General features: G+C 66.1%; 20 protein-coding genes. 13 read left to right on the top strand and 7 right to left on the bottom strand.

Annotation, left to right across the window (positions count from 1 at the left end; genetic code table 11):
- Window positions 1-11 precede the first annotated feature (11 nt).
- The 5 genes from AC5P60_RS17765 (at window position 12) to AC5P60_RS17785 (ending at window position 4,438) form a co-directional block, all read left to right on the top strand.
- A complete protein-coding gene (locus AC5P60_RS17765) occupies window positions 12-971 on the top strand; it encodes an SPFH domain-containing protein (RefSeq protein WP_005410704.1) in 960 nt (319 codons plus the stop codon).
- A gap of 1 nt (window position 972) precedes the next feature.
- Window positions 973-1,413 (top strand): NfeD family protein, encoded by a 441-nt coding sequence (locus AC5P60_RS17770; RefSeq protein ID WP_005410703.1) that lies wholly within the window; start codon window positions 973-975, stop codon window positions 1,411-1,413.
- A gap of 155 nt (window positions 1,414-1,568) precedes the next feature.
- Entirely contained in the window at window positions 1,569-2,681 is a 1,113-nt protein-coding gene (gene gcvT / locus AC5P60_RS17775; protein ID WP_483693813.1) for a glycine cleavage system aminomethyltransferase GcvT, read from the top strand.
- 92 nt (window positions 2,682-2,773) lie between these two features.
- Window positions 2,774-3,169 carry a glycine cleavage system protein GcvH gene (gcvH, locus tag AC5P60_RS17780; protein WP_005410701.1) on the top strand — a complete coding sequence of 132 codons (396 nt, stop codon included), beginning with the start codon at window positions 2,774-2,776 and terminating at the stop codon, window positions 3,167-3,169.
- 774 nt (window positions 3,170-3,943) lie between these two features.
- Window positions 3,944-4,438 (top strand): hypothetical protein, encoded by a 495-nt coding sequence (locus AC5P60_RS17785; protein ID WP_033834039.1) that lies wholly within the window; start codon window positions 3,944-3,946, stop codon window positions 4,436-4,438.
- A 119-nt stretch (window positions 4,439-4,557) separates the two neighbouring features.
- Here AC5P60_RS17785 and AC5P60_RS17790 read toward each other — a convergent pair whose 3' ends face one another.
- On the bottom strand, window positions 4,558-5,451 hold the full coding sequence (locus AC5P60_RS17790) for a LysR substrate-binding domain-containing protein (protein ID WP_005414244.1): 894 nt from the start codon (window positions 5,449-5,451) through the stop codon (window positions 4,558-4,560).
- A gap of 114 nt (window positions 5,452-5,565) precedes the next feature.
- On the opposite strand from AC5P60_RS17790, the gene AC5P60_RS17795 reads away from it, so the two are divergent.
- Entirely contained in the window at window positions 5,566-6,324 is a 759-nt protein-coding gene (locus AC5P60_RS17795) for an SDR family NAD(P)-dependent oxidoreductase (RefSeq protein ID WP_483693812.1), read from the top strand.
- A 99-nt stretch (window positions 6,325-6,423) separates the two neighbouring features.
- Here AC5P60_RS17795 and AC5P60_RS17800 read toward each other — a convergent pair whose 3' ends face one another.
- Complete coding sequence (locus AC5P60_RS17800) at window positions 6,424-7,824, bottom strand: serine hydrolase domain-containing protein (protein WP_005410697.1); 1,401 nt, start codon at window positions 7,822-7,824, stop codon at window positions 6,424-6,426.
- A 324-nt stretch (window positions 7,825-8,148) separates the two neighbouring features.
- Here AC5P60_RS17800 and AC5P60_RS17805 point away from each other — a divergent pair, with 324 nt between their 5' ends.
- Together AC5P60_RS17805 and AC5P60_RS17810 are read left to right on the top strand one after the other, a co-directional pair.
- Complete coding sequence (locus AC5P60_RS17805) at window positions 8,149-9,438, top strand: NTP/NDP exchange transporter (RefSeq protein ID WP_172798068.1); 1,290 nt, start codon at window positions 8,149-8,151, stop codon at window positions 9,436-9,438.
- 42 nt (window positions 9,439-9,480) lie between these two features.
- Window positions 9,481-9,831, top strand: coding sequence for a DUF1304 domain-containing protein (locus AC5P60_RS17810; RefSeq protein ID WP_043034500.1), 351 nt, complete (start codon window positions 9,481-9,483; stop codon window positions 9,829-9,831).
- 510 nt (window positions 9,832-10,341) lie between these two features.
- Here AC5P60_RS17810 and AC5P60_RS17815 read toward each other — a convergent pair.
- From AC5P60_RS17815 to AC5P60_RS17825, 3 genes are all read right to left on the bottom strand, one after another.
- Window positions 10,342-10,809: a hotdog fold domain-containing protein gene (locus tag AC5P60_RS17815; protein ID WP_005410693.1), complete on the bottom strand. Its 468-nt coding sequence runs from the start codon at window positions 10,807-10,809 to the stop codon at window positions 10,342-10,344.
- Window positions 10,810-10,885: 76 nt separating this feature from the next.
- Window positions 10,886-13,360: an acyl-CoA dehydrogenase gene (locus AC5P60_RS17820; RefSeq protein WP_495201793.1), complete on the bottom strand. Its 2,475-nt coding sequence runs from the start codon at window positions 13,358-13,360 to the stop codon at window positions 10,886-10,888.
- The gene (locus AC5P60_RS17825; RefSeq protein ID WP_483693810.1) at window positions 13,357-14,274 is read right to left on the bottom strand and encodes an alpha/beta fold hydrolase; all 918 of its coding nucleotides are present in this window, start codon (window positions 14,272-14,274) and stop codon (window positions 13,357-13,359) included. Before AC5P60_RS17825 ends, AC5P60_RS17820 begins: the two co-directional genes overlap by 4 nt.
- A gap of 141 nt (window positions 14,275-14,415) precedes the next feature.
- Between AC5P60_RS17825 and AC5P60_RS17830 the strand changes: the two genes are divergently transcribed.
- Together AC5P60_RS17830 and AC5P60_RS17835 are read left to right on the top strand one after the other, a co-directional pair.
- The gene (locus AC5P60_RS17830) at window positions 14,416-15,015 is read left to right on the top strand and encodes a TetR/AcrR family transcriptional regulator (protein WP_005410690.1); all 600 of its coding nucleotides are present in this window, start codon (window positions 14,416-14,418) and stop codon (window positions 15,013-15,015) included.
- A gap of 230 nt (window positions 15,016-15,245) precedes the next feature.
- Entirely contained in the window at window positions 15,246-18,203 is a 2,958-nt protein-coding gene (locus AC5P60_RS17835; RefSeq protein WP_483693809.1) for a TonB-dependent receptor domain-containing protein, read from the top strand.
- 219 nt (window positions 18,204-18,422) lie between these two features.
- Here the strand turns inward: AC5P60_RS17835 and AC5P60_RS17840 are convergent, their stop codons facing one another.
- Window positions 18,423-19,235, bottom strand: a complete 813-nt coding sequence (locus AC5P60_RS17840) for an XOO1806 family protein (protein ID WP_024956328.1) — start codon at window positions 19,233-19,235, stop codon at window positions 18,423-18,425.
- 149 nt (window positions 19,236-19,384) lie between these two features.
- Entirely contained in the window at window positions 19,385-20,278 is an 894-nt protein-coding gene (gene hslO / locus AC5P60_RS17845; protein ID WP_088470634.1) for an Hsp33 family molecular chaperone HslO, read from the bottom strand.
- Between the two features lie 77 nt (window positions 20,279-20,355).
- Here hslO and mtgA point away from each other — a divergent pair, with 77 nt between their 5' ends.
- The 3 genes from mtgA to AC5P60_RS17860 are packed head-to-tail and all read left to right on the top strand — an operon-like array spanning window position 20,356 to window position 22,556.
- Entirely contained in the window at window positions 20,356-21,099 is a 744-nt protein-coding gene (gene mtgA, locus AC5P60_RS17850; RefSeq protein WP_049453694.1) for a monofunctional biosynthetic peptidoglycan transglycosylase, read from the top strand.
- Window positions 21,100-21,145: 46 nt separating this feature from the next.
- Window positions 21,146-22,165: a glycosyltransferase family 2 protein gene (locus AC5P60_RS17855; RefSeq protein WP_012481027.1), complete on the top strand. Its 1,020-nt coding sequence runs from the start codon at window positions 21,146-21,148 to the stop codon at window positions 22,163-22,165.
- Window positions 22,125-22,556 (top strand): CBS domain-containing protein, encoded by a 432-nt coding sequence (locus AC5P60_RS17860; protein WP_049453692.1) that lies wholly within the window; start codon window positions 22,125-22,127, stop codon window positions 22,554-22,556. Before AC5P60_RS17855 ends, AC5P60_RS17860 begins: the two co-directional genes overlap by 41 nt.
- The last annotated feature ends 118 nt before the right edge of the window (window positions 22,557-22,674 follow it).

Consider the following 22,674-nt stretch of genomic DNA (forward strand, 5'->3'; position numbering starts at 1 on the left):
AGGAAAGCAAGATGTTCCCGACCATGTTCTTTACCGTGGTGCTGGCCTTCGTGGCCGTGGTGATCCTGTTCAAGGCGGTACGGATGGTGCCGCAGGGCTACGAGTGGACCGTCGAGCGCTTCGGGCGCTACACGCACACCATGACCCCCGGCCTGCACTTCCTGATTCCGATCGTGTACGGGGTCGGGCGCAAGGTGAACATGATGGAGCAGGTGCTGGATGTACCCAGCCAGGAAGTGATCACCAAGGACAACGCCGCCGTGCGCGTGGACGGCGTGGTGTTCTTCCAGGTCCTGGATGCCGCCAAGGCGGCCTATGAGGTGGCCAACCTGGAAGTGGCGATGATCGCCCTGGTGCAGACCAACATCCGTACCGTGATCGGTTCGATGGACCTGGATGAATCGCTCAGCCAGCGCGAGGTGATCAATGCCCAGCTGCTGAGCGTGGTCGACCATGCCACCAACCCGTGGGGTGTGAAGGTCAACCGCATCGAGATCCGCGACATCCAGCCGCCGCGCGACCTGCTGGATGCGATGGCGCGGCAGATGAAGGCCGAGCGCGAGAAGCGCGCGCAGATTCTAGAGGCAGAGGGTTCCCGCCAGTCGGAGATCCTGCGCGCCGATGGCGAAAAGCAGGCCACCGTGCTGGAGGCCGAAGGCCGTCGCGAAGCCGCGTTCCGCGATGCCGAGGCGCGCGAGCGCCTGGCCGAGGCCGAAGCGATGGCGACCAAGGTGGTGTCGGCGGCGATTGCCGAGGGCGACGTGCAGGCGATCAACTACTTTGTTGCGCAGAAGTACGTGGAAGCGTTCAAGGAGCTGGCCAGTTCGCCGAACCAGAAGCTGGTGCTGATGCCGATGGAGGCCAGTGGCGTGATCGGTTCGATCGCCGGCGTGGCCGAACTGGCGAAGCAGGCGCTGGCCAGCCAGGACAACAAGGCCGCGGGCAAGCGGCCGCCGCCGCTCGGAGGCTGACATGCGCTGGGAAGTCGTCGGTTGGGGCGCGCTGGCGCTGCTGCTGTTTGCCGCCGAGGCGTTGGCGCCCGGGGCGTTCATGCTGTGGATCGGCATTGGCGCGGCGGCGGTGTTCGTACTGGTTGCGGTGTTCAGCGGCATTCCATTGCTGTGGCAGGTCGTTGCCTTCGTCGTGCTGAGCGTTGTCTCGATCCAGTGCTACCGGCGCTGGGGCAAGGCAAGGGCGCGACCCAGCGATGCACCGTTGCTCAACCGCCGCGCCGAACAACTGGTCGGACGGGTGGTGCCGTTGCAGCAGGGTATCGTTGGTGGGCAGGGCCGGGTCAGCATCGACGACGCGTACTGGCAGGTCAGCGGCCCGGAGTTGCCTGCAGGTACGTGGGTGCGGGTGCGCAGCGTGCAGGGCACGGTGCTGGTGGTCGAGGCGGTGGCCCAGGGCTGAGGCTGCGGTGGTTTGGCCGCGTCCGCGGGTCGTCAAGGCCAGCGGGCGCGGTCGCATGAGGTGTGCTTGCAGATGGCCGCTGCGCTGCGGCACGCCTGCGGGCGACCGATCTGGGATAATGGGCATTCTTGTTTCCTCTGCTGCCGGACCCGGTCATGACCCAGAAGACGCTGCTCAACGATACCCACCGCGCCCTTGGCGCCAAGATGGTCGATTTCGGGGGTTGGGACATGCCCATCCACTACGGCTCGCAGCTGGACGAGCACCACCTCGTGCGTCGCGAGTCGGGTGTGTTCGACGTCAGCCACATGACCGTGGTCGACCTGCGCGGTGACCAGGTCAAGCCGTTCCTGCGCCGCCTGCTGGCCAACTCGGTCGACAAGCTGAAGGTCACCGGCAAGGCGCTGTACTCGTGCATGCTGAATCCGCGCGGCGGCGTCATCGACGACCTGATCGTCTACTACCTGGGCGACGATTTCTTCCGCATGGTGGTCAACGCCTCCACCCGCGAAAAGGACCTGGCCTGGCTGCGCGAGCAGGCCGCGCCGTTCGGCGTCAGCGTCGAGCAGCGCCCGGACCTGGCCATCCTGGCCGTGCAGGGCCCGCAGGCGCGCGCGATCGTGATCGGCCTGGCCCGCGAATCCGAGCGCGAGGCGCTGACCAAGCTGGGCCGCTTCGCCGCCCTGCAGGTGCAGTCCGACGACGGCGTCGAGCTGTTCGTCGCCCGCACCGGTTACACCGGCGAAGACGGCTTCGAAATCCTGCTGCCGCAGGACGCGGTGGTCGCGTTCTGGAACCGCCTGCTGGCGGCGGGCGTGAAGCCGGCCGGTCTCGGCGCACGCGACACGTTGCGCCTGGAAGCTGGCATGAACCTGTATGGCCAGGACATGGACGAAGAGATCAGCCCGTACGAAGCGGCGCTGGCCTGGACCGTGTCGCTGGACGAAGGCCGCGACTTCATCGGCCGCGACGTGCTGGAAGCGCAGAAGAACGCAGGCACCGCGCGCCAGATGATCGGCCTGGTGATGGACGAGAAGGGCGTGCTGCGCCATGGCCAGGCAGTGACCACGGCCAGCGGCCAGGGCGAGATCCTGTCCGGCACCTTCTCGCCGACCCTGGCCAAGGGCATCGCCTTTGCCCGCGTACCCGCCGGTGAACTGGGCCAGGTCACCGTCGACATCCGTGGCCGGCAGGTGCCGGTGCGCGTGGTCAAGTTCCCGTTCGTGCGCGAAGGCCAGGCCCAGCCCGGCGTGCTCGCCGACGCCTGATCCGGACACGCCGGTCGTCACTGACAGCAGTGGCGGCCGGTTGGTTACACTAGCCCCGTTTTTTCCCCCCTGCATATCTCTGGAGCAGTCCCATGAGCGAGATCCCCGGCGACCTCAAGTTCCTCAAGTCCCATGAGTGGGCCCGTGTCGAAGGCAATGGCCGCGTCACCGTCGGTATTTCCGACCATGCCCAGGGCCTGCTGGGTGACCTGGTCTACGTCGAACTGCCGGAAGTCGGCGCCGACGCCAAGGCCGGCGAACAGATCGCCGTCGTCGAGTCGGTGAAGGCCGCCTCGGACGTCTACAGCCCGATCAGCGGCAAGGTTGTCGAGGTCAACTCGGCCCTGTCCGACAAGCCGGAAACCATCAACGAAGATGCCTACGGCGAAGGTTGGATGTTCGTGGTCGAACTGACCAACGCTGAAGAGGTCAACGAGCTGCTGGACCCGGACGCGTACGCCGAAGCCCTGGAGAACGACGACCACTGAGTCGTCGTTTACGGGTTCTGCAACGGCCACCTTCGGGTGGCCGTTTTTGTTTTGGCGAGTACGTCGGCTCATGACGCAGGGTTTGCTGCGCGCCCTCGACGCGGCATCAGCAGACCCGCGAACGGTACCGAGGGGCGTGCGCAGTTTTGCGCAAATCCGCTTTTCCGCCCCGCGCCGACGCGTCCGGATGTGAAAACTTTTCGCCCCCCGTTGCGGTGCCGTTGTGCTGGCGCTGATGCCGGCGCCGGCCGGTGCCGGCGTTGCGTGCATGCAGTGGCCGTCAACATGCATGCATCTGCGCAGAGTGCCTATTTCAAGTGGTTTTTGTTCAACGCTTGCGTTGTTGTTGCTGCAGGCAACGCGCGTGCGTGGTGCTTTGTTGGTCGTCGAGGGCGGAGCGTCGCGACCTTGCAGGCAACACCGCGGATGGCGCGGATGTGAAAATTTTTCGCGGGGGTTGTTGACAGTAAAAAAAACCGTGATTAGGTTTCGCCTCAGCAGACCTTGCCTGCCAAACCGAGTGCGCAGAATCAATCGTCCGATGCGAAGCAGCCCCTTCAAGACCACCGCGACCCAGATGACGGTGGACATGGCCCCGCTTCCCCCGGAGAAATGCAAGGCACCTCCCGTTCCGATGCCCGCTCCGCCGATCGAGGCGGGCATTGCCGCATCCGTAACGGCGCGCTTGACGCGCCGGCGGTCCCCGCACGCAGCATCCGCGGGTTTGATCCACCTGGGCGTTTCAACTCCCTATCACTGACGAGGAGCCATCCCATGGCAACCAAGAAAGCTGCGAAGAAAAAGCCCGCCGCCAAGAAGGCGGTGAAGAAGGTCGCGAAGAAGGCCGCTGCCAAGAAGGCAGTGAAGAAGGTCGCGAAGAAGGCGACCGCCAAGAAGGCAGTGAAGAAGGCTGCGAAGAAGGTCGCCAAGAAGGCCACTGCGAAGAAGGCAGTGAAGAAGGCGGCGAAGAAGGTAGCCAAGAAGTCTGCTGCCAAGAAGACCGCGAAGAAGGTAGCCAAGAAGGCCACCAAGAAGACTGCCAAGAAGGCAACGGCCCGCAAGCCGGCCAAGAAGGTCGCGAAGAAGGCGACTGCCAAGAAGGCCGTCAAGAAGACCGCCAAGAAGGCAGTGAAGAAGACCGCGAAGAAGGCCACCAAGAAGGCTGCCCCGAAGAAGGCAGCGAAGAAGGTTGCCAAGCGCAAGCCGGCCGCCCGCAAGAAGAAGGCCGCTCCGGTCGCTCTGCCGGCAACCCCGGCGCCGCTGATCTAAGTACTTCCCGATAGCCGCATCCTGAAACCCCTTCCCTGGCTGCCCAGCGGGGAGGGGGTTTTTTTATGGGGCCATTGGCAGCGTCGAGCCATGCTCGACCGCCTTGCTGACGGTCGATGCTAGCGGTGCGGCGCCGGTGGAAAGCGCTCCACCAGGAAATCGATGAAGCTGCGCAGGCGGGTCGAGGGGTAGCGGTCGTGGGCGTAGACCACGTGCATCGGCCGCCCCGCGTGGCCGTGTTCGGGAAACAGCTGCACCAACCGCCCAGCCTCGACATCCGCGGCCAGAAGCAGTGCCGATTGCAGCACGATGCCCAGCCCATGCAGCGCCGCTGTACGCAGCGCTTCGCCGTTGTTGATCTGCAGTCGACCTGTGGGCACATGGCCGAGCCCGCCAGCATCGGCCTGCAGCCACTGCGCCAGCGCGCTGGGTTCGAAGGACAGGCATTGGTGCCGGGCAAGCGCCAGCAGGTCGGAGGGCGTACCGTGCCGGGCGAGGTATCCGGGCGAGGCGCACATCATCAAGCGATACGGTGCCAATGCACGTGCCACCAGCACGCTGCTGTCGGCCAGCGTGCCGATGCGCAGGGCTGCTTCGAAACCCTCCTCTGCGAGGTCGACCACGCGGTCGGTCAGCACCGCGTCGACACGCACGTCGGGGTAGCGCGCCATGTAATCGGCCAACGCCGGCACCAGCGCATGCGTGCCGAAGATCACCGGCGCGCTGATGCGCAGCGTGCCTGCGGGTGCCAGGTGCTGGTACTGGGCCTGAGCATCGGTTTCCTCCACCAGCCGCAGGATCTCCCGGCAGCGGGCGTAGTAGTCCTCCCCGAACGGCGTCATGTGCTGGCGCCGGGTGGTACGACTGAGCAACTGCATGCCCAGCCGCGCCTCCAACGCACGCAGGTGCTTGCCGGCCATCGTCGGGGAGATGGCCAGTGCTGCCGCTGCAGCGCTGAGGCTGCCCTTGTCCACGATCAGCACGTACACCTGCATGCTTTCCAGCAGGTTCATCTGACACTCCGGGTGTTGAATGCTGAAACTTTTGCGGAGTTTATCAATCACGGGTGATCAAACAGCATGCACTGCAGGGGCCGGATCCACCGGCCGTGCTGAAAGGAGAACACGATGGATTTGAATCTTGAGGGACGCACAGCGCTGGTCACCGGGGCGGGCAGTGGCATCGGTGCCGCTGTCGCCAGGCAACTGGCCGCGCAGGGCGTACGTGTTGCCATCTCGTCACGGCGGCAGGCACCGCTGCAGGCGCTGGCGGCAGGGATCGAAGCGGCGGGCGCACCCGCGCCGATCATCCTGCTGGGCGATGTCACTGACGCCGGGGACGTGCGACGCATTGCTGACGCGTCGCTGGCGGCGTTGCAGCGTGTGGACATCCTGGTCAACGCGGCTGGCGGTTCGCGGCCAACGACCGTCGATGCAGCCGACACGATCTGGGAGGAGGCATTGGCGCTGAACTTCTCTGCCGCACGACGGCTGACCCAGGCACTGCTGCCGGCGATGCAGGCGCAGGGATGGGGGCGGGTGATCAACTTCAGCGGTTCGATGGAGCCCCGTTCGGTGAATGCCGCCACCGCGGCGAAGGCAGCGCTGCATCTGTGGAGCAAGGGGCTGTCGTCGGAGGTGGCCGAGCAGGGCATCACGGTGAATGCCATTGCGCCGGGTCGGATCAACAGCCCGCAGATCCTGGACCGCCTGCATCCCACCGAGGAAAGCCGACGCGCGTTCATCGCCAGTAACATCCCGATCGGACGCTTCGGTGAGCCGGAAGAAGTGGCGCCGCTGGTGGCATTCCTCGCCTCGCCGCTGGCCGATTACATCACCGGTGCGGTGATTCCGGTGGACGGCGGCATGCACTACTTCGCGCATTAGCCCTCCGTTTGTAGAGTCGAGCGCGGCTCGATTCCACAACAGCCAACAAAAAGGGCGGCCTGCAGGCCGCCCTTCATGCTCACGGTCGCGCCCGCCTGATCAGCGCGGCGACGCCACCGCGCGGTTGCTCGAAGCGCCCTTGCCCTTGCGCTTGTCCTGCTGCGCCGGGCTTGCACCTTCGGCCATCAGGTTGTCGCTGCCGAAGTCGGTGTCCACATCCAGCCAGCGCTGTGCCGGCAGGCCGAGCGCGGAATCGAGCACGGTCGGCAGCAGGCCGCTGGGCAGGCCGCTCTCGCCATTCCACATGATGGCGATGCCGAGATCGCGTTCGGGGACCAGCGCGACCAGGCCGCGGTAGCCCTGTACGGCACCGGCATGGAACACCACGTCGTGGCCGGCGTAGTCGAAGGTGCGCCAGCCCAGCGCGTAGCCGGCCGAGTGCAGGCGCTCGCGGCGCCAGCCCGAACGCATCTCGCCGGGGGTGTTGATCAGGCTCGAATGCAGGGTGGCCAGCAGCGGTGCCGGCAGCACATCGGGGCGATGGCCGGTGTGCGCCAGCAGCCACTGCGCCATGTCGCTGGCGCTGGCGTTGACGCCAGCCGCCGGGGCAACACGGTAGTAGGTCGGCTTCGGTGTCAGCGACACCCAGCCGTTGCGGCTGCGCACGTGCGGACGCGCCCAGCGCGAGCTGGCCTGGATGCCGGCCAGGCCGAGGCTGGCATCGTTCATGCCCAGCGGCTTGAAGATGCGGCGCTCGACCGACTGCTCGTAGAAGCTGCCGGAGGCGGCATAGACGACGTCGCCGATCAGGCTGAAGGCCACGTTCTGGTAGGCGTAGCAGTCGCCCGGCAGGCACTTCAGGCTGGTGTTGGCCAGCTTCTGGGTCAGCGCGTAGTACTCGGCGTTGCCTTCGATGTCGCGGTCGTAGGCGTTGTAGGGCAGGCCGACGCGGTGGCTGAGCACATCGGCCACGGTCAGGCGGTCGGTGGCTTCGGGCGAGTTGAGGCGGAAGCCCGGCACGTAGTCGGTGACCTTGCTGTCCCAGCGCAGCGTGCCGTCGTTGACCAGCAGTCCGGCCATGGTGCCGGCGAAGGCCTTGGACAGCGAAGCCAGGCGGAACACGGTGTGGGCGTCGACCGGCAGCGGATTGTTGACGTCGGTAACGCCATAGCCGCGCGCGCTGAGGATGCGGCCGCCCTGCACGATGGCCACGGCCATGCCCGGCACGCGCTCGCCATAGGTGAGCTGCTGCGCCATCGATTCGATATTGGCGACGTTGAAGCCTGCGGCGGGCGCCTGCACCTGCGGCACCAGCCCGGTACGGTAGGCCGCCGGCTGGGTGTGGGCAACGGCGGTGGCCGCAGCGGACTCGATGTTGGCCGGCATCGGCGGCAACGGCGGCGGGGTCTGCGCGGTGGTGGACAAGGCAACGGGCATCAACATGCCCAGCAAACCGGTGGCCGCCGAACGGATCGGACGACGCAGGCTGTTCTTTTTCATCGGTGGGACCCGTGCGCGACTGCTGATGGCGATTCTAGCGCCGCTTTTCCTCTGTGCACAAACAAAGCGAAGATGAATGCGCATCTCGTTGAAAAAGTTGGGATTTTGACGCCTCGAAAGCGTGTATCGGAACGTGTCATCCGGACCCGGTCATGACACCGCGTTGCGGCCTTCAAACGGCCACCTGCTGGCGATGTTGCAGTGCATTGGATAACGTACGCGCTTCACCGCCCCGGAGCCTGCCATGCCGCTGTCCAACCGCCGTCATCTGGCGAGGGACGCCGCGTGAGCGCGGTACGAGGGAAGGGCCCGCTGCAGGGGCTGATGGCGGCGCTGCGCGAGTCCCCGGCGCTGTGGTGGTCGTTCCTGTACTTCTTCTGCCTGCTCAGCGGCTACTACGTGCTGCGTCCGGTGCGTGAAGCCATGGCCGCCTCGGCGGACCTGGAAACGGTGTTCCCGCCAATGCTGATTGCCTGGTTCGCCAGTCACGGCATCGCGCTGAAGGACTTCGTCCTGCAGTTCCTGTTCTCCTGCGTGTTCGTGATCATGCTGGTGCTGCAGCCGGTGTACGGCTGGCTGGTCAGCCGCTTCCCGCGACGGGTGTTCCTGCCGGCGGTGTACGGGTTCTTCATCGTGACCCTGCTTGGCTTCTACATGATGTTCGACAGCGGCGTGCCTGGCCGCGGCATGGCCTTCTTCTTCTGGATCACCGTCTTCAACCTGTTCGCGGTGGCGGTGTTCTGGAGTTTCATGGCCGATGTCTTCTCCAACGCGCAGGCGCGGGCGTATTACGGCTACATCGGCGCGGCGGGCACCGTCGGTGCCTTCCTTGGTCCGGTCATCACCAGTGCGCTGGTGCAGCGCGTGGGCATCGCCAACCTGATGCTGGTGTCAGCCGGTTTCCTGGCGATCTGCTTGTTCTGCATCTGGCGCCTGCGGCACTGGGCGGTGCTGCGCGAGCAGGAGCAGCAGTTGGTGTCGGGTGAGAAGCCGATGGGCGGCAGCGTGCTGGATGGCCTGAAACTGATCGTGCGCGAGCCGTTGCTGCGCTGGCTGGCGATCATGGTGGTGTTCGGCGTGGGCGTGGGGACGCTGCTCTACAACCAGCAGGCTGCGATCGTGCGTGCGGCGTTCACTGACCCGGCGGCCAGTACCGCGTTCTTCTCGCGCATCGACCTGGCGGTGAACGCGCTGGCGCTGCTGATGCAGGTGGGCCTGACCCGCTGGCTGCTGTCGCGCCACGGCATCGCGCCGGCGCTGCTGATTCCCGGTTTCGCGATCCTGATCGGCTTCTCGGTTCTGGCAGCCTCGCCGATGCCGTTGATGGTCGCGGTGGTGCAGGTGATGACCCGCGCCAGCGAATTTGCACTGGCCAAGCCGGCGCGCGAGACCATCTACACGCGCGTGGACCGGCAGTGGCGCTACAAGGCCGGCGCAGCGATCGACACCGTGGTCTACCGCGGTGCGGACCTGAGCTTTGCCTGGGTGCACAAGGGCCTCTCATTGTTCGGCTCGCACGTGGTGTTCATCGGCGGCATGCTGGTGGCCGCGTGCATGACCGCAGCCGCGTTCGGTGTACTGCGCGAAGAAAAGAAACTGCCGCGCGACCGCTGATTTTCCGGGGCCCGATCCCCATCCCTGTCCAAGGAACTGCCCATGTACTGGATCGCACTCACCCTGACGTTGCTCGTCGCCCTGCTGCACGTCTATTTCCTGGTGCTGGAGATGTTCCTGTGGACCCGCCCGCTGGGCCTGAAGACCTTCCGCAACACGCCGGAGAAGGCGGAGACCACGCGGGTGCTGGCGGCCAATCAGGGCCTGTACAACGGCTTCCTGGCAGCAGGCATCGTGGTGGGGCTGGTGATCGGGCAGCCGGTGCTGGTGACGTTCTCGCTGGCCTGCGTGGTGGTGGCAGGGTGCTATGGCGCCTACAGCGTGAGCCGGCGCATTTTCATGATCCAGGCGGTGCCTGCGATCCTGGCGTTGGTGTTTCGCGCGGTGGCGTGATTTCCAGCCAACGGCGCAGCCCCTCGTGGGTTGGTCGCGTAATGCTTGTCATGGGGTTGGCCGGGCGGGTTGGGTTCGCGGGGGACGCCGCAAGTACGTCCGTGTAGGCTTGGCCGCGGCATCCATGCCGCGGACACCCCCGCGAACCCAACCCGCCCGGCCCCTGACAGGTTCCGTGTGCGGCCAGCCCACGGAGAAGAAAAAGAAGATCAAGAGCAACAGCGGGTCGCTGCGCTCGTGGGTTCTGCGCGCATGAAAAAAGCGGCCGAAGGGCCGCTTTTGCTTTTGCTTTTGCTTTTGCTCTTCTTTTTTCTCTTGCGTGGGTGGACGCCACAGAGATCTGTCAGAGGTCGGGGGGGGGGGCCGGGCGGGGTATCCGCGCCATGGATGGCGCGGCTAAGCCTACACGGACGTACTTGCGGCGTCCCCGCCCGGCCCCACCCCTCCGGCCCAGCCGATAAACCGCATTTCGCGACCCACCCACGAGGGGCTGCGCCGTTCGCGGGAACACTACTTCGCCGGCGACATCCACATGTCGATGACCGCGCTGAACACCTCCGTCCCCGCGCGGTCGCGCACACTCACCGTCACCGGCAGTGCATAGCCCTCGGCAGCGGCCACGATCGGCTGGGCCGGCAATGCCACCGCCTGCAGCATGCCCCGTGCCTTGGCCAGGTACTGCACCTGCATCCCCTTCGGAATCCAGCGCATGCCCTTCGGCAGCGAGGCGTCGACCATCAGCCCGGCGGTCAGTTCGGCCAGGTTGCACATCGCGATCGCGTGCACCGTGCCGATGTGGTTGCGCACCCTGCGGCGGTCGGCCAGCGTGCCTTCGCAGCGGCCGTGTTCCAGGCGGGTGATGCGCGGCGCGATGCTGGCGAAGTAGGGCGCCTTGAAGCAGACCGCGCGCGAGAACAGCCAGGTGCCGGCAGGCCAGCGTTGCAGCCGGTGGTAGAGCGAGAGCAGAGGCGTGGACATGGTCGGTGTTCCGGTCGTCGGATAGAGCGACGGCGGGCCGAGGCCCGCCGTCGAAGGCAACGCGTATCGCGGGCGATCAGGCGGCCTGCGAATGCGGATCCTTGTGCTGGCGGTCGTAGTAGCTGGCCGCGCGCAGTTCGTGGGTGTCGAAGTCGTCCACGGTGATCGTATCCAGGGTCAGCGTGCGCAGCTCTTCCAGCAGGCTGCGCTCGTCCTGGGTGATCACGCCCTCGGCCACGGCTTCGTCCAGCTGGCTCTTGAAGTCCAGCGCCTCGATGCCCTTGCTCTTCAGCGCCTTCAGGAACTTGCGCTCCACCGGCTCGGCCATGATCGCCTTGCTCAGGTAGCTGTTGATGCGGCCACCCGGGTTGTTCTCGCACGGGGTCAGGAACACGCCACTGGCCAGGCGGTCGCGGGCTTCGTTCGGCGCCATCAGCAGGGCGGCGACGCGGCGGCTCAGGCGGTCGCCCGGGGCCTCGGCACGACGGCCCAGCGGGAAGATCAGCGCCCACATCAGCCAGCCGATCGGACGGATCGGGAAGTTGCGCAGGGCCGCCGACAGCGATTCCTCGATCTTGTGCACGCTGTCATGGAAGGCCCAGGCCAGCAGCGGCTGGTCGGCCTGCGGTGCGCCCTCGTCGTGGTAGCGCTTGAGCATGGCGCTGGTCATGTAGACGTGGCTCAGCACGTCGCCCAGGCGGCCGGACAGCGATTCCTTGAACTTCAGCTTGCCGCCGAGGGTCATCATCGAGATGTCGGCCATCAGCGCCAGGTTGGCCGAGTAACGGTCCAGCTTGCGGAAGTAACGGCGGGTGTAGGCGTCACCCGGGGCGGCGCCGAAGCGCGCGCCGGTCAGGCCGAACCAGAACGAACGCACGGCATTGGAGATGCCATAGCGGATGTGGCCGAACAGGCTGCGGTCGAAGTCCTGCAGGCCGGCACGGGTATCCGGATCCTGCGCGGCCTTCATTTCCTTCAGCACCCACGGGTGGCAGAGGATCGCACCCTGGCCGAAGATCAGCAGGCTGCGGGTCATGATGTTGGCGCCTTCCACGGTGATCGCGATCGGCGCGGCCTGCCAGCTGCGGCCGGCGAAGTTGCGCGGCCCCAGGATGATGCCCTTGCCGCCGATCACGTCCATCATGTCCGAGATCACTTCGCGGCTCATGGTGGTGCAGTGGTACTTGGCGATGGCCGACGGTACCGACGGCACGTCACCACGGTCGACTGCAGCAGCGGTGGCCTGCGACAGCGCGCTGATCTTGTACGCCTTGCCGCCGATGCGGGCCAGCGCTTCTTCCACGCCTTCGAAGCGGCCGACCGACAGGCCGAACTGCTTGCGGATGCGTGCATAGGCGCCGGTCACGGCGGCACCGGCCTTGGCACCGCCGCTGGCGGTGGACGGCAGGGTGATCGAGCGGCCCACGGCCAGGCACTCGTTGAGCATGTTCCAGCCCTTGCCAGCCATGGCCGCGCCACCGATCAGCTGGGTCAGCGGAATGAACACGTCCTTGCCGCGGATCGGGCCGTTCTGGAACGTCGAGTTCAGCGGGAAGTGGCGACGGCCGATTTCAACGCCGGCGGTGTCGCGCGGCAGCAGGCCCAGGGTGATGCCGATGTCGCGGGTGTCGCCGATCAGGCCATCCGGGTCGTACATGCGGAAGGCCAGGCCGATCAGCGAAGCGACCGGGGCCAGGGTGATGTAACGCTTGTCGAAGGTCAGCTTGACGCCGAGCACCTGCTCGCCGTTCCACTCGCCCCTGCAGACGATGCCGTAGTCCGGAATCGAGGTGGCGTCGGAGCCGGCGAACGGACCGGTCAGGCCGAAGCAGGGCACTTCGCGGCCATCGGCCAGGCGTGGCAGGTACTGGTCCTTCTGTTCCTGGGTGCCGTAATGCACCAGCAGTTCACCCGGGCCCAGCGAGTTGGGCACACCGACGGTGGAGCTGACCACCGAGGACACCGAGGCCAGCTTCTGGATCACCTTGTGGTGGGCCAGCGCAGAGAAGCCCAGGCCGCCATATTCCTTCGGGATGATCATGCCGAAGAACTTGTTCTTCTTGATGAAGGCCCACAGCTCCGGCGGCAGGTCAGCGTGGACGTGGGTGATTTCCCAGTCGTTGACCATCGTGCACAGCTCTTCGACCGGGCCATCGAGGAAGGCCTGTTCTTCGGCGGTCAGCTGCGGCTTGGGGTAATTGAGCAGGATGTTCCAGTCCGGATCACCGGTGAACAGTTCGCCCTCGAAGCCAACCGAGCCGGTTTCCAGCGCGATGCGCTCGGTCTGCGACAGCGGCGGCAGCACCTTGCGGAACACCTTCATCATCGGGCCGGTCAGCAGCGGCTTGCGGATGAACGGCAGCAGCGGCACGGCGATGACGGCCAATACGGCGGCAGCCACGATCGTGGCGGTCTGGTTGACGTAGGGAATGAACCAGCAGGCGACCAGCAGGGCCACGCTGATCAGCGTCCAGGTAACCAGCCGCATGCGGTGGTAGGCGACGAACGCGCCTGCCAGCAGCAGGGCGAGGAAGGGAAGAACGATGCTCATGAGCGTGCTCCGGTGACGTGCTCGTTTGTGGCGGACGAAGCTGCAGCATCCGCTGCGGGCAACACGTCCAGATAGTCCAACACAGTAGCGGTAAAGGCGTCGTTGTCATCGCCGGCGACCATGTGCGTGGCCTGCGGCAGCTGTACATGACGCGCGTGCGGTGCCAACGCCAGGAATTCGGCCACGGTCTGTGGCGTGACCAGGTCGCTTCGGCCGCCGCTGACCAGCAGCAGCGGGCACTTCACCTGGCGTGCGGCCTCGGCCAGCGCATCCTGGTGCTGCTCGCTGTCGCGCGCCAGTTCGGCCACCAGGCGCGGGTCCCAGTGCCAACGCCAGCGGCCGTGGCCGTCCTCGCGCAGCAGTGCGCGCAGCGACTGCTCGGATTTGCGCGGACGGTGCGGCATGTAGGCCGAGATCACATCGGCGGCCTGGGTGAGCGAGGCAAAGCCGTCGGGATGGGTGGTCATGAAGGCCAGGATGCGTTCAACACCGGCGGTATCCCAACGCGGGGTGATGTCCACCAGCACCATCGCCGAGAACAGGCCCGGCCAGCGCGATTCGGCCAGCAGGCCGAACAGGCCGCCCATCGAGGCTGCGACCAGCACCGGCGGGCGTGGCTGTTCCCCGGCCAGCACGATCAGGTCATCAGCGAACTGCTCGCCGTGATAGGGCAGTTCGGCAGAATTCCAGTCCGAATCGCCGTGGCCACGGGCGTCGTAGGCCAGCGTCTGCAGCCCCGCCGCAGACAGGGCCCGCGCGGTCGCGTTCCATGCGCGCCGGGTCTGGCCGAAGCCATGTGCGAACAACACGCGGCCACGGCGACCGTGGTCGCTGGCGGTTGCGGCCAGGCGTGCGCCATGGGCGGCCTCCAGGCGAAGATCATGGAACGCAGCGGGAGTAGGGGACGTAACCATACTTGCTAGTATGGATCGCTTGTGAGGGAAGTCAATACTGCACGGTATGGTGCGCTGCGGCAGGTGCCCAGGCGGGCGTCGCGACGGTTTCGGCCGCAACCGCGTACTGCAACGAACCCCGGCGTATGGTTAAATCAGCCCATGAATCAACCTGACGCTTCCGCCGGCGAACCGCGCGCCGGCCGCAACAGCCGCCTGAGTGCCGAAGACTGGGCCCAGGCCGCTCTCGATCTGATTGCTGAACAAGGTGTGGGGGCCGTCGCGGTGGAACCGTTGGCGCGGCGCCTGGGTGTGACCAAGGGCAGTTTCTACTGGCACTTCCCCTCGCGTGATGCACTGCTGCAGGCGGCGCTGGAACGCTGGGAACTGTTCGAACAGGAACAGGTGTTCGGCAGCCTGGAGGACGTGCCGGATCCGCGCGTGCGCCTGCGCCAGCTGTTCCAGATGGTCGCGCACGAAGTGCAGCCGCACATCATCTACAGCGAACTGCTGAAGGCGCTGGACCACCCGATGGTGCGCCCGGTGATCGACCGCGTTTCGCAGCGCCGGCTCGACTACCTGGTTGCTTCGTTCCGCCAGGCCGGGCTCAGCTCCACCGATGCACGGCATCGCGCGCGCCTGGCCTATGCCGCCTACGTCGGCTTCCTGCAGCTGTCGCTGCAGCTGCAGCAACCCAAGCAGGCCCGCGAGGATTTCGAGGCCTATGTCGAGCATCTGATCGAGACGCTCATTCCCAGCTGAATGGGAGAATGGCGCCCTGCAAGTGCCGAATGCGCCTTGCAGGCGACCTCAATGCGCCAACGTATGTCGTGGTGAGGCTGGTTTCACGCGATTTGGGCATTTTCTTAACGACTCTTTAATTCCAGATCAAGTGTGGCTACTATCGGGTCACCAGCCGTTTTTTGTGCCTCCCTTTTGGGGCACGTCGGTTGGACTCAGCACACAACCCAAGATCCATGGAGAGAGAGCCCATGAAGTTGAACAGCAACAAGCTGCGCGATGCAGTGTGCGTTGCGCTGGCCGCCAGCGCCGCATCCGTTGCCGGTACCGGGGTGGCGTCTGCCCAGACCGCCACCAACCTGGACCGCATCGAAGTCACCGGTTCGCGCATCCGTACCGTCGACGTCGAAACCGCCCAGCCGGTCCTGACCCTCAACCGCGCTGACATCGAGAAGCAGGGCTTCTCGTCGGTCGCTGACATCCTGCAGAACATCAGCGCCGTGGGTACGCCGCCGATCAGCCGTGCCCAGCCGCTGTCCTCGGGCGAAGCCGTCGGCGGCACCTACATCAGCCTGCGTGACCTGGGCGCCACCCGCACCCTGGTGCTGCTCAACGGCAAGCGCCTGGGCATCACCACCGGTGGCCTGCAGGACATCTCGACCGTGCCGGTCTCGGCCATCGAGCGCATCGAAGTGCTGAAGGACGGCGCTTCGTCGATCTACGGTTCCGATGCCATCGCCGGCGTCATCAACATCATCACCCGTACCAACTTCGAAGGCGCCACCGGCAGCGTCTACTACGGCCAGTACAGTGAAGGCGACGGTGCCACCCGCACCATGGACTTCACCATGGGCGTGAAGGGTGAGCGCGGTTCGCTGACCATCGGTGCCGAGTACGCCAAGGAAGACAAGGTGCGGGCGGCCGATCGTCCGTACGGTGCGTTCCCGCGCAGCTCCAACCACCCGGACTTCGGTTGGACCACCGTCGGTGAGTTCGGCGGTTTCGTCAGCCGTCCGGCCGATGGCCTGCCGGGCGTCACCTATCCGGCCGCCAGCGCATCCAACCCGAACCGCGAAGTGCGCGTGATCCTGCGTGAGGGTGGCAACGCGAACAACAAGGCCGACTACGTCGCGCAGAACGTCAACAGCTTCTCCACCAAGGACAAGACCAACACCAACCTGCAGACCGACCTGCGTACCCCGCAGGAACGCCGTGCAGTGTTCGTCGATGGCATCTACGACCTGACCGACAACGTGCGCCTGCGCACCAACATGCTGTACAGCTTCCGCGATTCGAACCGCCAGATCGCCGGCTACCCGTACGGCGCACTGGCCTTCGGTTCGCCGATTTCGGCCAGCAGTGCGTTCAATCCGCTGGGTGCTGACATCGCCAACTGGTGGCGTCGTACTTCGGAAGTGCCGCGCAACACCCGCGCCGAGCTGACCACCTTCCGCTTCAGCGGCGGCCTGGAAGGCAGCTTCGAGTTCTCCGACCGCCTGTTCGACTGGGATGTCGGCTACCTGTACAACAACAACAAGCTGGTCCAGACCAGCACCGGCGACCTCAACCTGACCGCGCTGCGTGCGGCGGTGGGTCCGTCCTTCATCAACAGCAGCGGCGTGGCGCAGTGCGGTACCGTGGCCAACCCGATCGGGCTGAACCAGTGCGTGCCGTACAACCCGTTCCTGCACGCCGGCATCCAGAGCAACGGCGCCAACGGCGCATTGACCGGCAACACCGCCCTGCAGAACCTGCTGTTCCCGTCCGCGCACTCCACCGCCGAGACCACCACCAAGGTCATCACCGCCAACCTGGCCGGCAGCCTGTTCACCCTGCCTGCCGGCGACCTGGGCTTCGCCGTGGGTGTCGAGCACCGCAAGGAAACCGGCAGCTTCAGCCCGGACGCGCTGGTGCAGTCGGGCAACACCTCCGGCCTGGCCAACTTCCCCACCGGTGGTGGCTACAAGGTTGACGAAGTCTATGCCGAGTTCAACGTGCCGATCCTGGCCGACCTGCCGGGCGCCCGCGAGCTGAGCCTCAACGCGGCCACCCGCCATTCGGACTACGACACCTTCGGCACCACGCTGAACAGCAAGTTCGGCTTCAAGTGGAAGCCGATCGACTCGCTGCTCATCCGCGGTACCTGGGCGGAAGGCTTCCGTGCCCCGACCATCGCCGACCTGTACAGCGGCGGTTCGCAGTCGTTCGACTTCTTCACCGATCCGTGCGATTCGGTCTACGGTGCTTCGCGCACCAACGCTGCGGTGCGTGCCCGTTGCGCCGCCGCACTGCCGGCCGGCGTAAATGCAGCCAACTTCCGCCAGCAGCAGCAGGGCTTCACCCCGACCACCGCTGCATCGTCGCAGACCCCGCTGGCCTTCGTCTCCGGCTCCAACGACCAGCTGACCCCGGAAACCTCGACGTCCAAGACCCTGGGCTTCGTCTGGAGCCCGGGTTTCATCCAGAACTTCAACATGTCGCTGGACTGGTGGGAAATCCGCGTCGAGAACACCATCATCTCGGACACGGCCAACCTGATCCTCAACGACTGCTACATCAACGACATCGCGGCACGCTGCTCGGCGTTCACGCGTGACCCGGTGACCGGCATCGTCAACAACCTCAAGCGCACCGGCATCAACGCCGGTTACCGCGAGGTGGAAGGCTTCGACCTGGATGTCAGCTACCGCCTGCCGACCGATCGTTTCGGCAACTTCAGCGCGCAGTGGACCAGCACCTACACCTCGCGTGATGACCTGGTCACCACCAAGAACGCGGTCACCCACCCGAACCCCCGCACCGGCGTGGGCTGGGCTGGCTACGCCTTCCGCGTGCGTTCGAACCTGAACCTGGGTTGGGAAATGGGTGACTTCGGCGCCAGCTGGACCGTCCGTTACTTCTCCGGCATGAAGGAAGCGTGCCTGAGTGCCGTGACGTTCCCGGAAGAGTGCAACCTGCCGAACTACGCTTCGCCGAACAACCAGGGCGTGGCGGTGGGCAGCGCGACCAACCAGCGTGGCGCGACCGTGTTCAACGACGTCCAGCTGCGCTGGAACGCACCGTGGAATGCGACCGTGGCCGTGGGTGCCAACAACGTGTTCGGCCGCGTGGGCCCGACCATGTACAGCCAGCCGAGCGCGAACGTCTCCTACTACGGTGGCTTCGACATCGGTCGCTTCCTGTACATGAAGTACACCCAGCGCTTCTGATCGCGGCGTAATATGTATGTGTGACATGGCCACGCCCCGAAAGGGGCGTGGCTTTTTTCATGGGGCAGCCAGGCTTGATGGCGCAGGCCTTTGCGCAGCCGTGCTGGACCAGGCCGCGCACAGGCGCTTGCGCATCGCCGCGTGGTGGCGGCGAGGTGTCATTACGGGGATGGGCGAAGAGAGCGCGCGCGGAAACGTCGCGGTGAGGCAGCAGGGAGCTTACAGGTCCTGCTCGTAGCGCACGTACGGCACGGTGCCGTCGTCGTTGCTTTCGTTGCGTGGCGAGAACGGATTCTTGCCGCGGCTGATCACGTTCTCGGCGCCCACGGTGAGCTGGCCGGACCATGGCGTGCGCCAGGTCAGGCCGATACCCAGGCCTTCCCACTTGCCGGGCTTGCCGGGCACGTCGATGACGCGGCCGATGATGCTGCCGGTGAAATTGCCGTAGCCGGCGCCGATGCTCAGGCTCTTGCTGTCCCAGCGGTCGGCAATGGCCGGCGAGGCGTCGGCCAGCGGCACCAGGCGGGCCTTGGCGTAGGTGCCGGCGATGGACACGAAGCCTTCGCGGCCGATGTTCTTCTGCGCGAACACGGTCAGGTCATTCTGCTCGGCGCGCAGCGAAGGGGTCTTGTTCGGGCCTGCCAGCCATGCCGGCAGGGTTTCACGGCCGGTGCCGGCGGTGATGCCGAGGCGGCTGCTGCCACGGTTCAATGCGGCGGTGCCGGTGAAACGCCGGCTGTTGAGGTCGTCCTCGTCGCCGAGGCTGGCCAGCATGCAGTGGCTGGCCAGGCCGCTCATGCTGGTCCCGCTGCTGCTGCAGAGCAGGCCCAGCGAATCGCCGGAGGACAGGCCAAAGGCCGCATCCAGCGAGTTGCGGCCGAAATGCCAGCGCGCCCCGGCCGCCTGCTCACCGGTCGGCTCCAGGTACAGCAGGGCCTCGACCTTGCCGCTGCCCTTGTTCCATACCGGCAGCACGGTGCGGGTGTCCTTGCTCTGCGCATGCACGCCCGTGATCGCGCCAAGGGCGATCATCATGGCCAGCGGTAGACGCAGGAAGGTACGCATCGGACCAGTTCAGACAGGGACGGACAACGGAAGTTCCCGTGGGGACGGGAACTTGATCCTAGGGTGTTTATGAATTCTTAACAAGCCTTGATCCTCCCCAGGTACAAGACTGCCGTTCATTGAAGCCGTTCAGGCGCCGGTACAGCCCCCTGGGCGCCGTGGAACAGTATGCCGAACTCCGTCAATGGAAAGTGATACTCACGCCCGCAGAATTCGCAACGGACCTCGACGGCGCCGGTGTCTGCAGCCGCTGCACGGGCCTCCTCCTCACCGAGCGACTGCAGCATCGCCGCCACCCGCTCGCGGGAACAGGAGCAGGCAAAGGACAGCGGCTTTTCGCCCATCAACGCCGGCCTCTCTTCGTGGAACAGGCGGTGCAGCAGCTGCTCGGCCGGGGTGGCCAGCAGTTCAGCCTTGCCCAGGGTCTCGAACAGGGCGCTGGCGCGCGCCCAGCCGTCCTCGTCGCCCTCGTCGCCCGGCAGCTTCTGCAGCAGCAGGCCGGCGGCACCATTGCGGTCGGCCGCCAGCAGCAGGCGGGTCGGCAGCTGCTCGGACTGGCGGAAGTAGTCCTCGAAGGCCTCGTCCAGTTCCGGCGCGGTCAGTCCGACCAGGCTCTGGTAGCGCTGTGGTTCACGCGGGTCCAGGCCGGGGTTCTCGATGGTGATGGCGAGGATCGCGTCATCGCCCAGGCTGGACAGGTCGCGCGGCGCGTCGCCGCCTTCGCTGAGCTGGGCGATGCCGCGCAGGGTGCCGGCGGCGGTGCATTCGGCGAACAGGGTGCGCAGGGCAGTGCTGCTGCGCAGCTGGATCGACAGGCGTCCATCGATCTTGGTATGGCCGGTGAACAGCGCCGAGGCCACGCAGGCCTCGCCGAGCAGTTCGGCGGCGGTATCCGGGTACTCGGCGTGGGACAGGATCTCCTGCCAGGTAGCCTGCAGGCGCACGTGGACGCCGCGGACGCCGGCGTCGGGGAGCAGGAAGCGGATCAGGGAATCGGAGTTGGCGGTCATCGGCTCACATCGCGCGTAAACGGGGGCAGTTGCCGGATAATGCGCCGACAACCAGATAGAAGAAGGATGCACCAGTAATGGGGGCAGGGGGAGAGCAGCACAAGGTGGAAGCTGTCGTAGAAGGCCCGCGCCGCAGGCGCTGGAAACGGCTGCTGTGGCTGCCGGTGCTGCTGGCTGCTTTCAGCTGCCTGCAGGTCCTGGTGCTGCGGTTCATCGACCCGCCCGTGTCCATGGTGATGCTGTGGCGCTATGGCGAGGCGCTGGGCGAGGCCGATTGGTCCTATCGCCTGCATTACCAGTGGCGCGACCTTGACCAGATGGCGCCGAGCCTGCCGATTTCGCTGGTGGCCGCCGAGGACCAGCGTTTCCCCGACCACAACGGCTTCGACCTGCAGGCCATCGAGAAGGCCCGCGACCACAATGCCAAGGGCGGGCGACTGCGTGGCGCCAGCACGATCAGCCAGCAGGTGGCCAAGAACCTGTTCCTCTGGCAGGGCCGCAGCTGGATCCGCAAGGGGCTGGAGGTCTGGTACACCGTGCTGATCGAAGCGCTGTGGCCAAAGGAGCGCATCCTGGAGATGTACGCCAACATCGCCGAGTTCGGTGATGGCGTGTACGGAGCTCAGGCGGCGGCGCAGAAGTTCTGGGGCAAGGACGCGGCCAGGTTGAGCCCGGCCGATAGCGCGCGGTTGGCGGCGGTGCTGCCGGCACCGCGGCGCTACAACGCCGCAAAGCCAGGGCCGTACGTGCAGCGGCGCGCCGCCTGGATCCAGCGGCAGGCACGGCAGCTGGGCGGGGCCGCGTACCTTTCGGAAGAGTGAGCGCGCGCCGCCTGATCTACGGCCGGCGGCAACGTACAATCCGGGCATGACCCGCGAACGGCTCACTTTCGTCATCGCCGCCTACAACGAGGCCCTGGCACTGCCGTTGCTGCATCCGCGGTTGTGCGCGGTGCTCGACGCGCTGCCCGACATCGACGGCCACATTCTGTACGTGGACGACGGCAGCCATGACGGGACCTGGGAGGTGATCGCCCGCCTGGCCCAATCCGACGCGCGGGTCTCCGCGCTGAAGCTGTCGCGCAATTTCGGCAAGGAAGCCGCACTGACCGCTGGCCTGGACCTGGTGCGCGAAGGGGCGGCGATGATCCTGGATGCCGATGGCCAGGACCCGCCGGAGATTGTCCCGCAGTTCGTCGCGCGCTGGCGCGAGGGCCATGACAACGTCTATGGCACGCGCCTGGCGCGCGATGGCGAGGCCTGGATCAAGCGTGCCACGGCGGCGATCTTCTACCGCGTGATGGGGCGCCTTTCGCGTACGCCGATCCCGGCCGATACCGGGGATTTCCGCCTGCTGTCACCACGCGCGCTGAGTGCGCTGCGCGAGATGCGTGAGCGCCATCGTTTCATGAAGGGGCTTTTCAGCTGGGTGGGTTTCAAGCGCGTGGCGGTGCCCTATCACCGCCACGCACGCGTGGCCGGCACCAGCAAGTTCAGCCTGTGGCGGCTGTGGAACTTCGCCCTGGAAGGCATTACCGGGTTCTCGACCGTGCCTCTGCGCGCGGCGACCTACCTGGGGCTGGCAACCGCGGCGGTGGCCTTCGTGTTCGGCATGTGGGTGATCGTCAAGGCCGCGCTGTACGGCGACCGGGTGGCGGGCTGGCCGACGATGATGGCGGTGATCCTGTTCCTGGGCGGGGTGCAGTTGATCGCGCTGGGCCTGATCGGTGAGTACCTGGGGCGCCTGTACGAAGAGTCCAAGCAGCGGCCGTTGTACCTGGTTGACGCGTGGCTAGCATCCGCCGTGGCAGACTCGGCCCTGCAACCCACCCTCGGAGGGCAGGCAGATGACCACGGTACGGCAACTGTTGGACGGCAAGTCTCCTGAAGTACATGCGGTCGCGCCGGATGCGGCGGTGATCGATGCGATCCGGTTGATGGCGGAAAAGGGCATTGGCGCGGTCCTGGTGATGGACGGGCCGCGGTTGGTCGGGATCCTTTCGGAGCGCGATTACGCGCGCAAGATCGTGTTGCGTGATCGTTCTTCGCGCGATACGGCGGTGGCCGAGATCATGACGAAGCAGGTGGTGACGGTGTCGCCGGGCGAACAGGTGGAGCATTGCCTGCAGCTGGTGACCGACTACCGCATCCGCCACCTGCCGGTGGTGGAGGGCGCGCAGGTGCTGGGGGTGATTTCCATTGGCGACCTGGTGAAGTCGGTGATCGATGCGCAGCGCAGGGAGCTGGATCAGCTGCAGCAGTACATCGTGGCGGGATGAGTTTTTCGCTGGCGGGCCTGCGGCCCGCCGGCCCGCTTTTCGAAGCTCAAAGCCAAAGCAGCGCCTTCCTGATACGTTGGGAGGCGGAGGGTGCGGCTGGGCAGGGGCCTCCGCCTCT

It is taken from the genome of Stenotrophomonas sp. YJH_SMC_120, assembly GCF_059368675.1.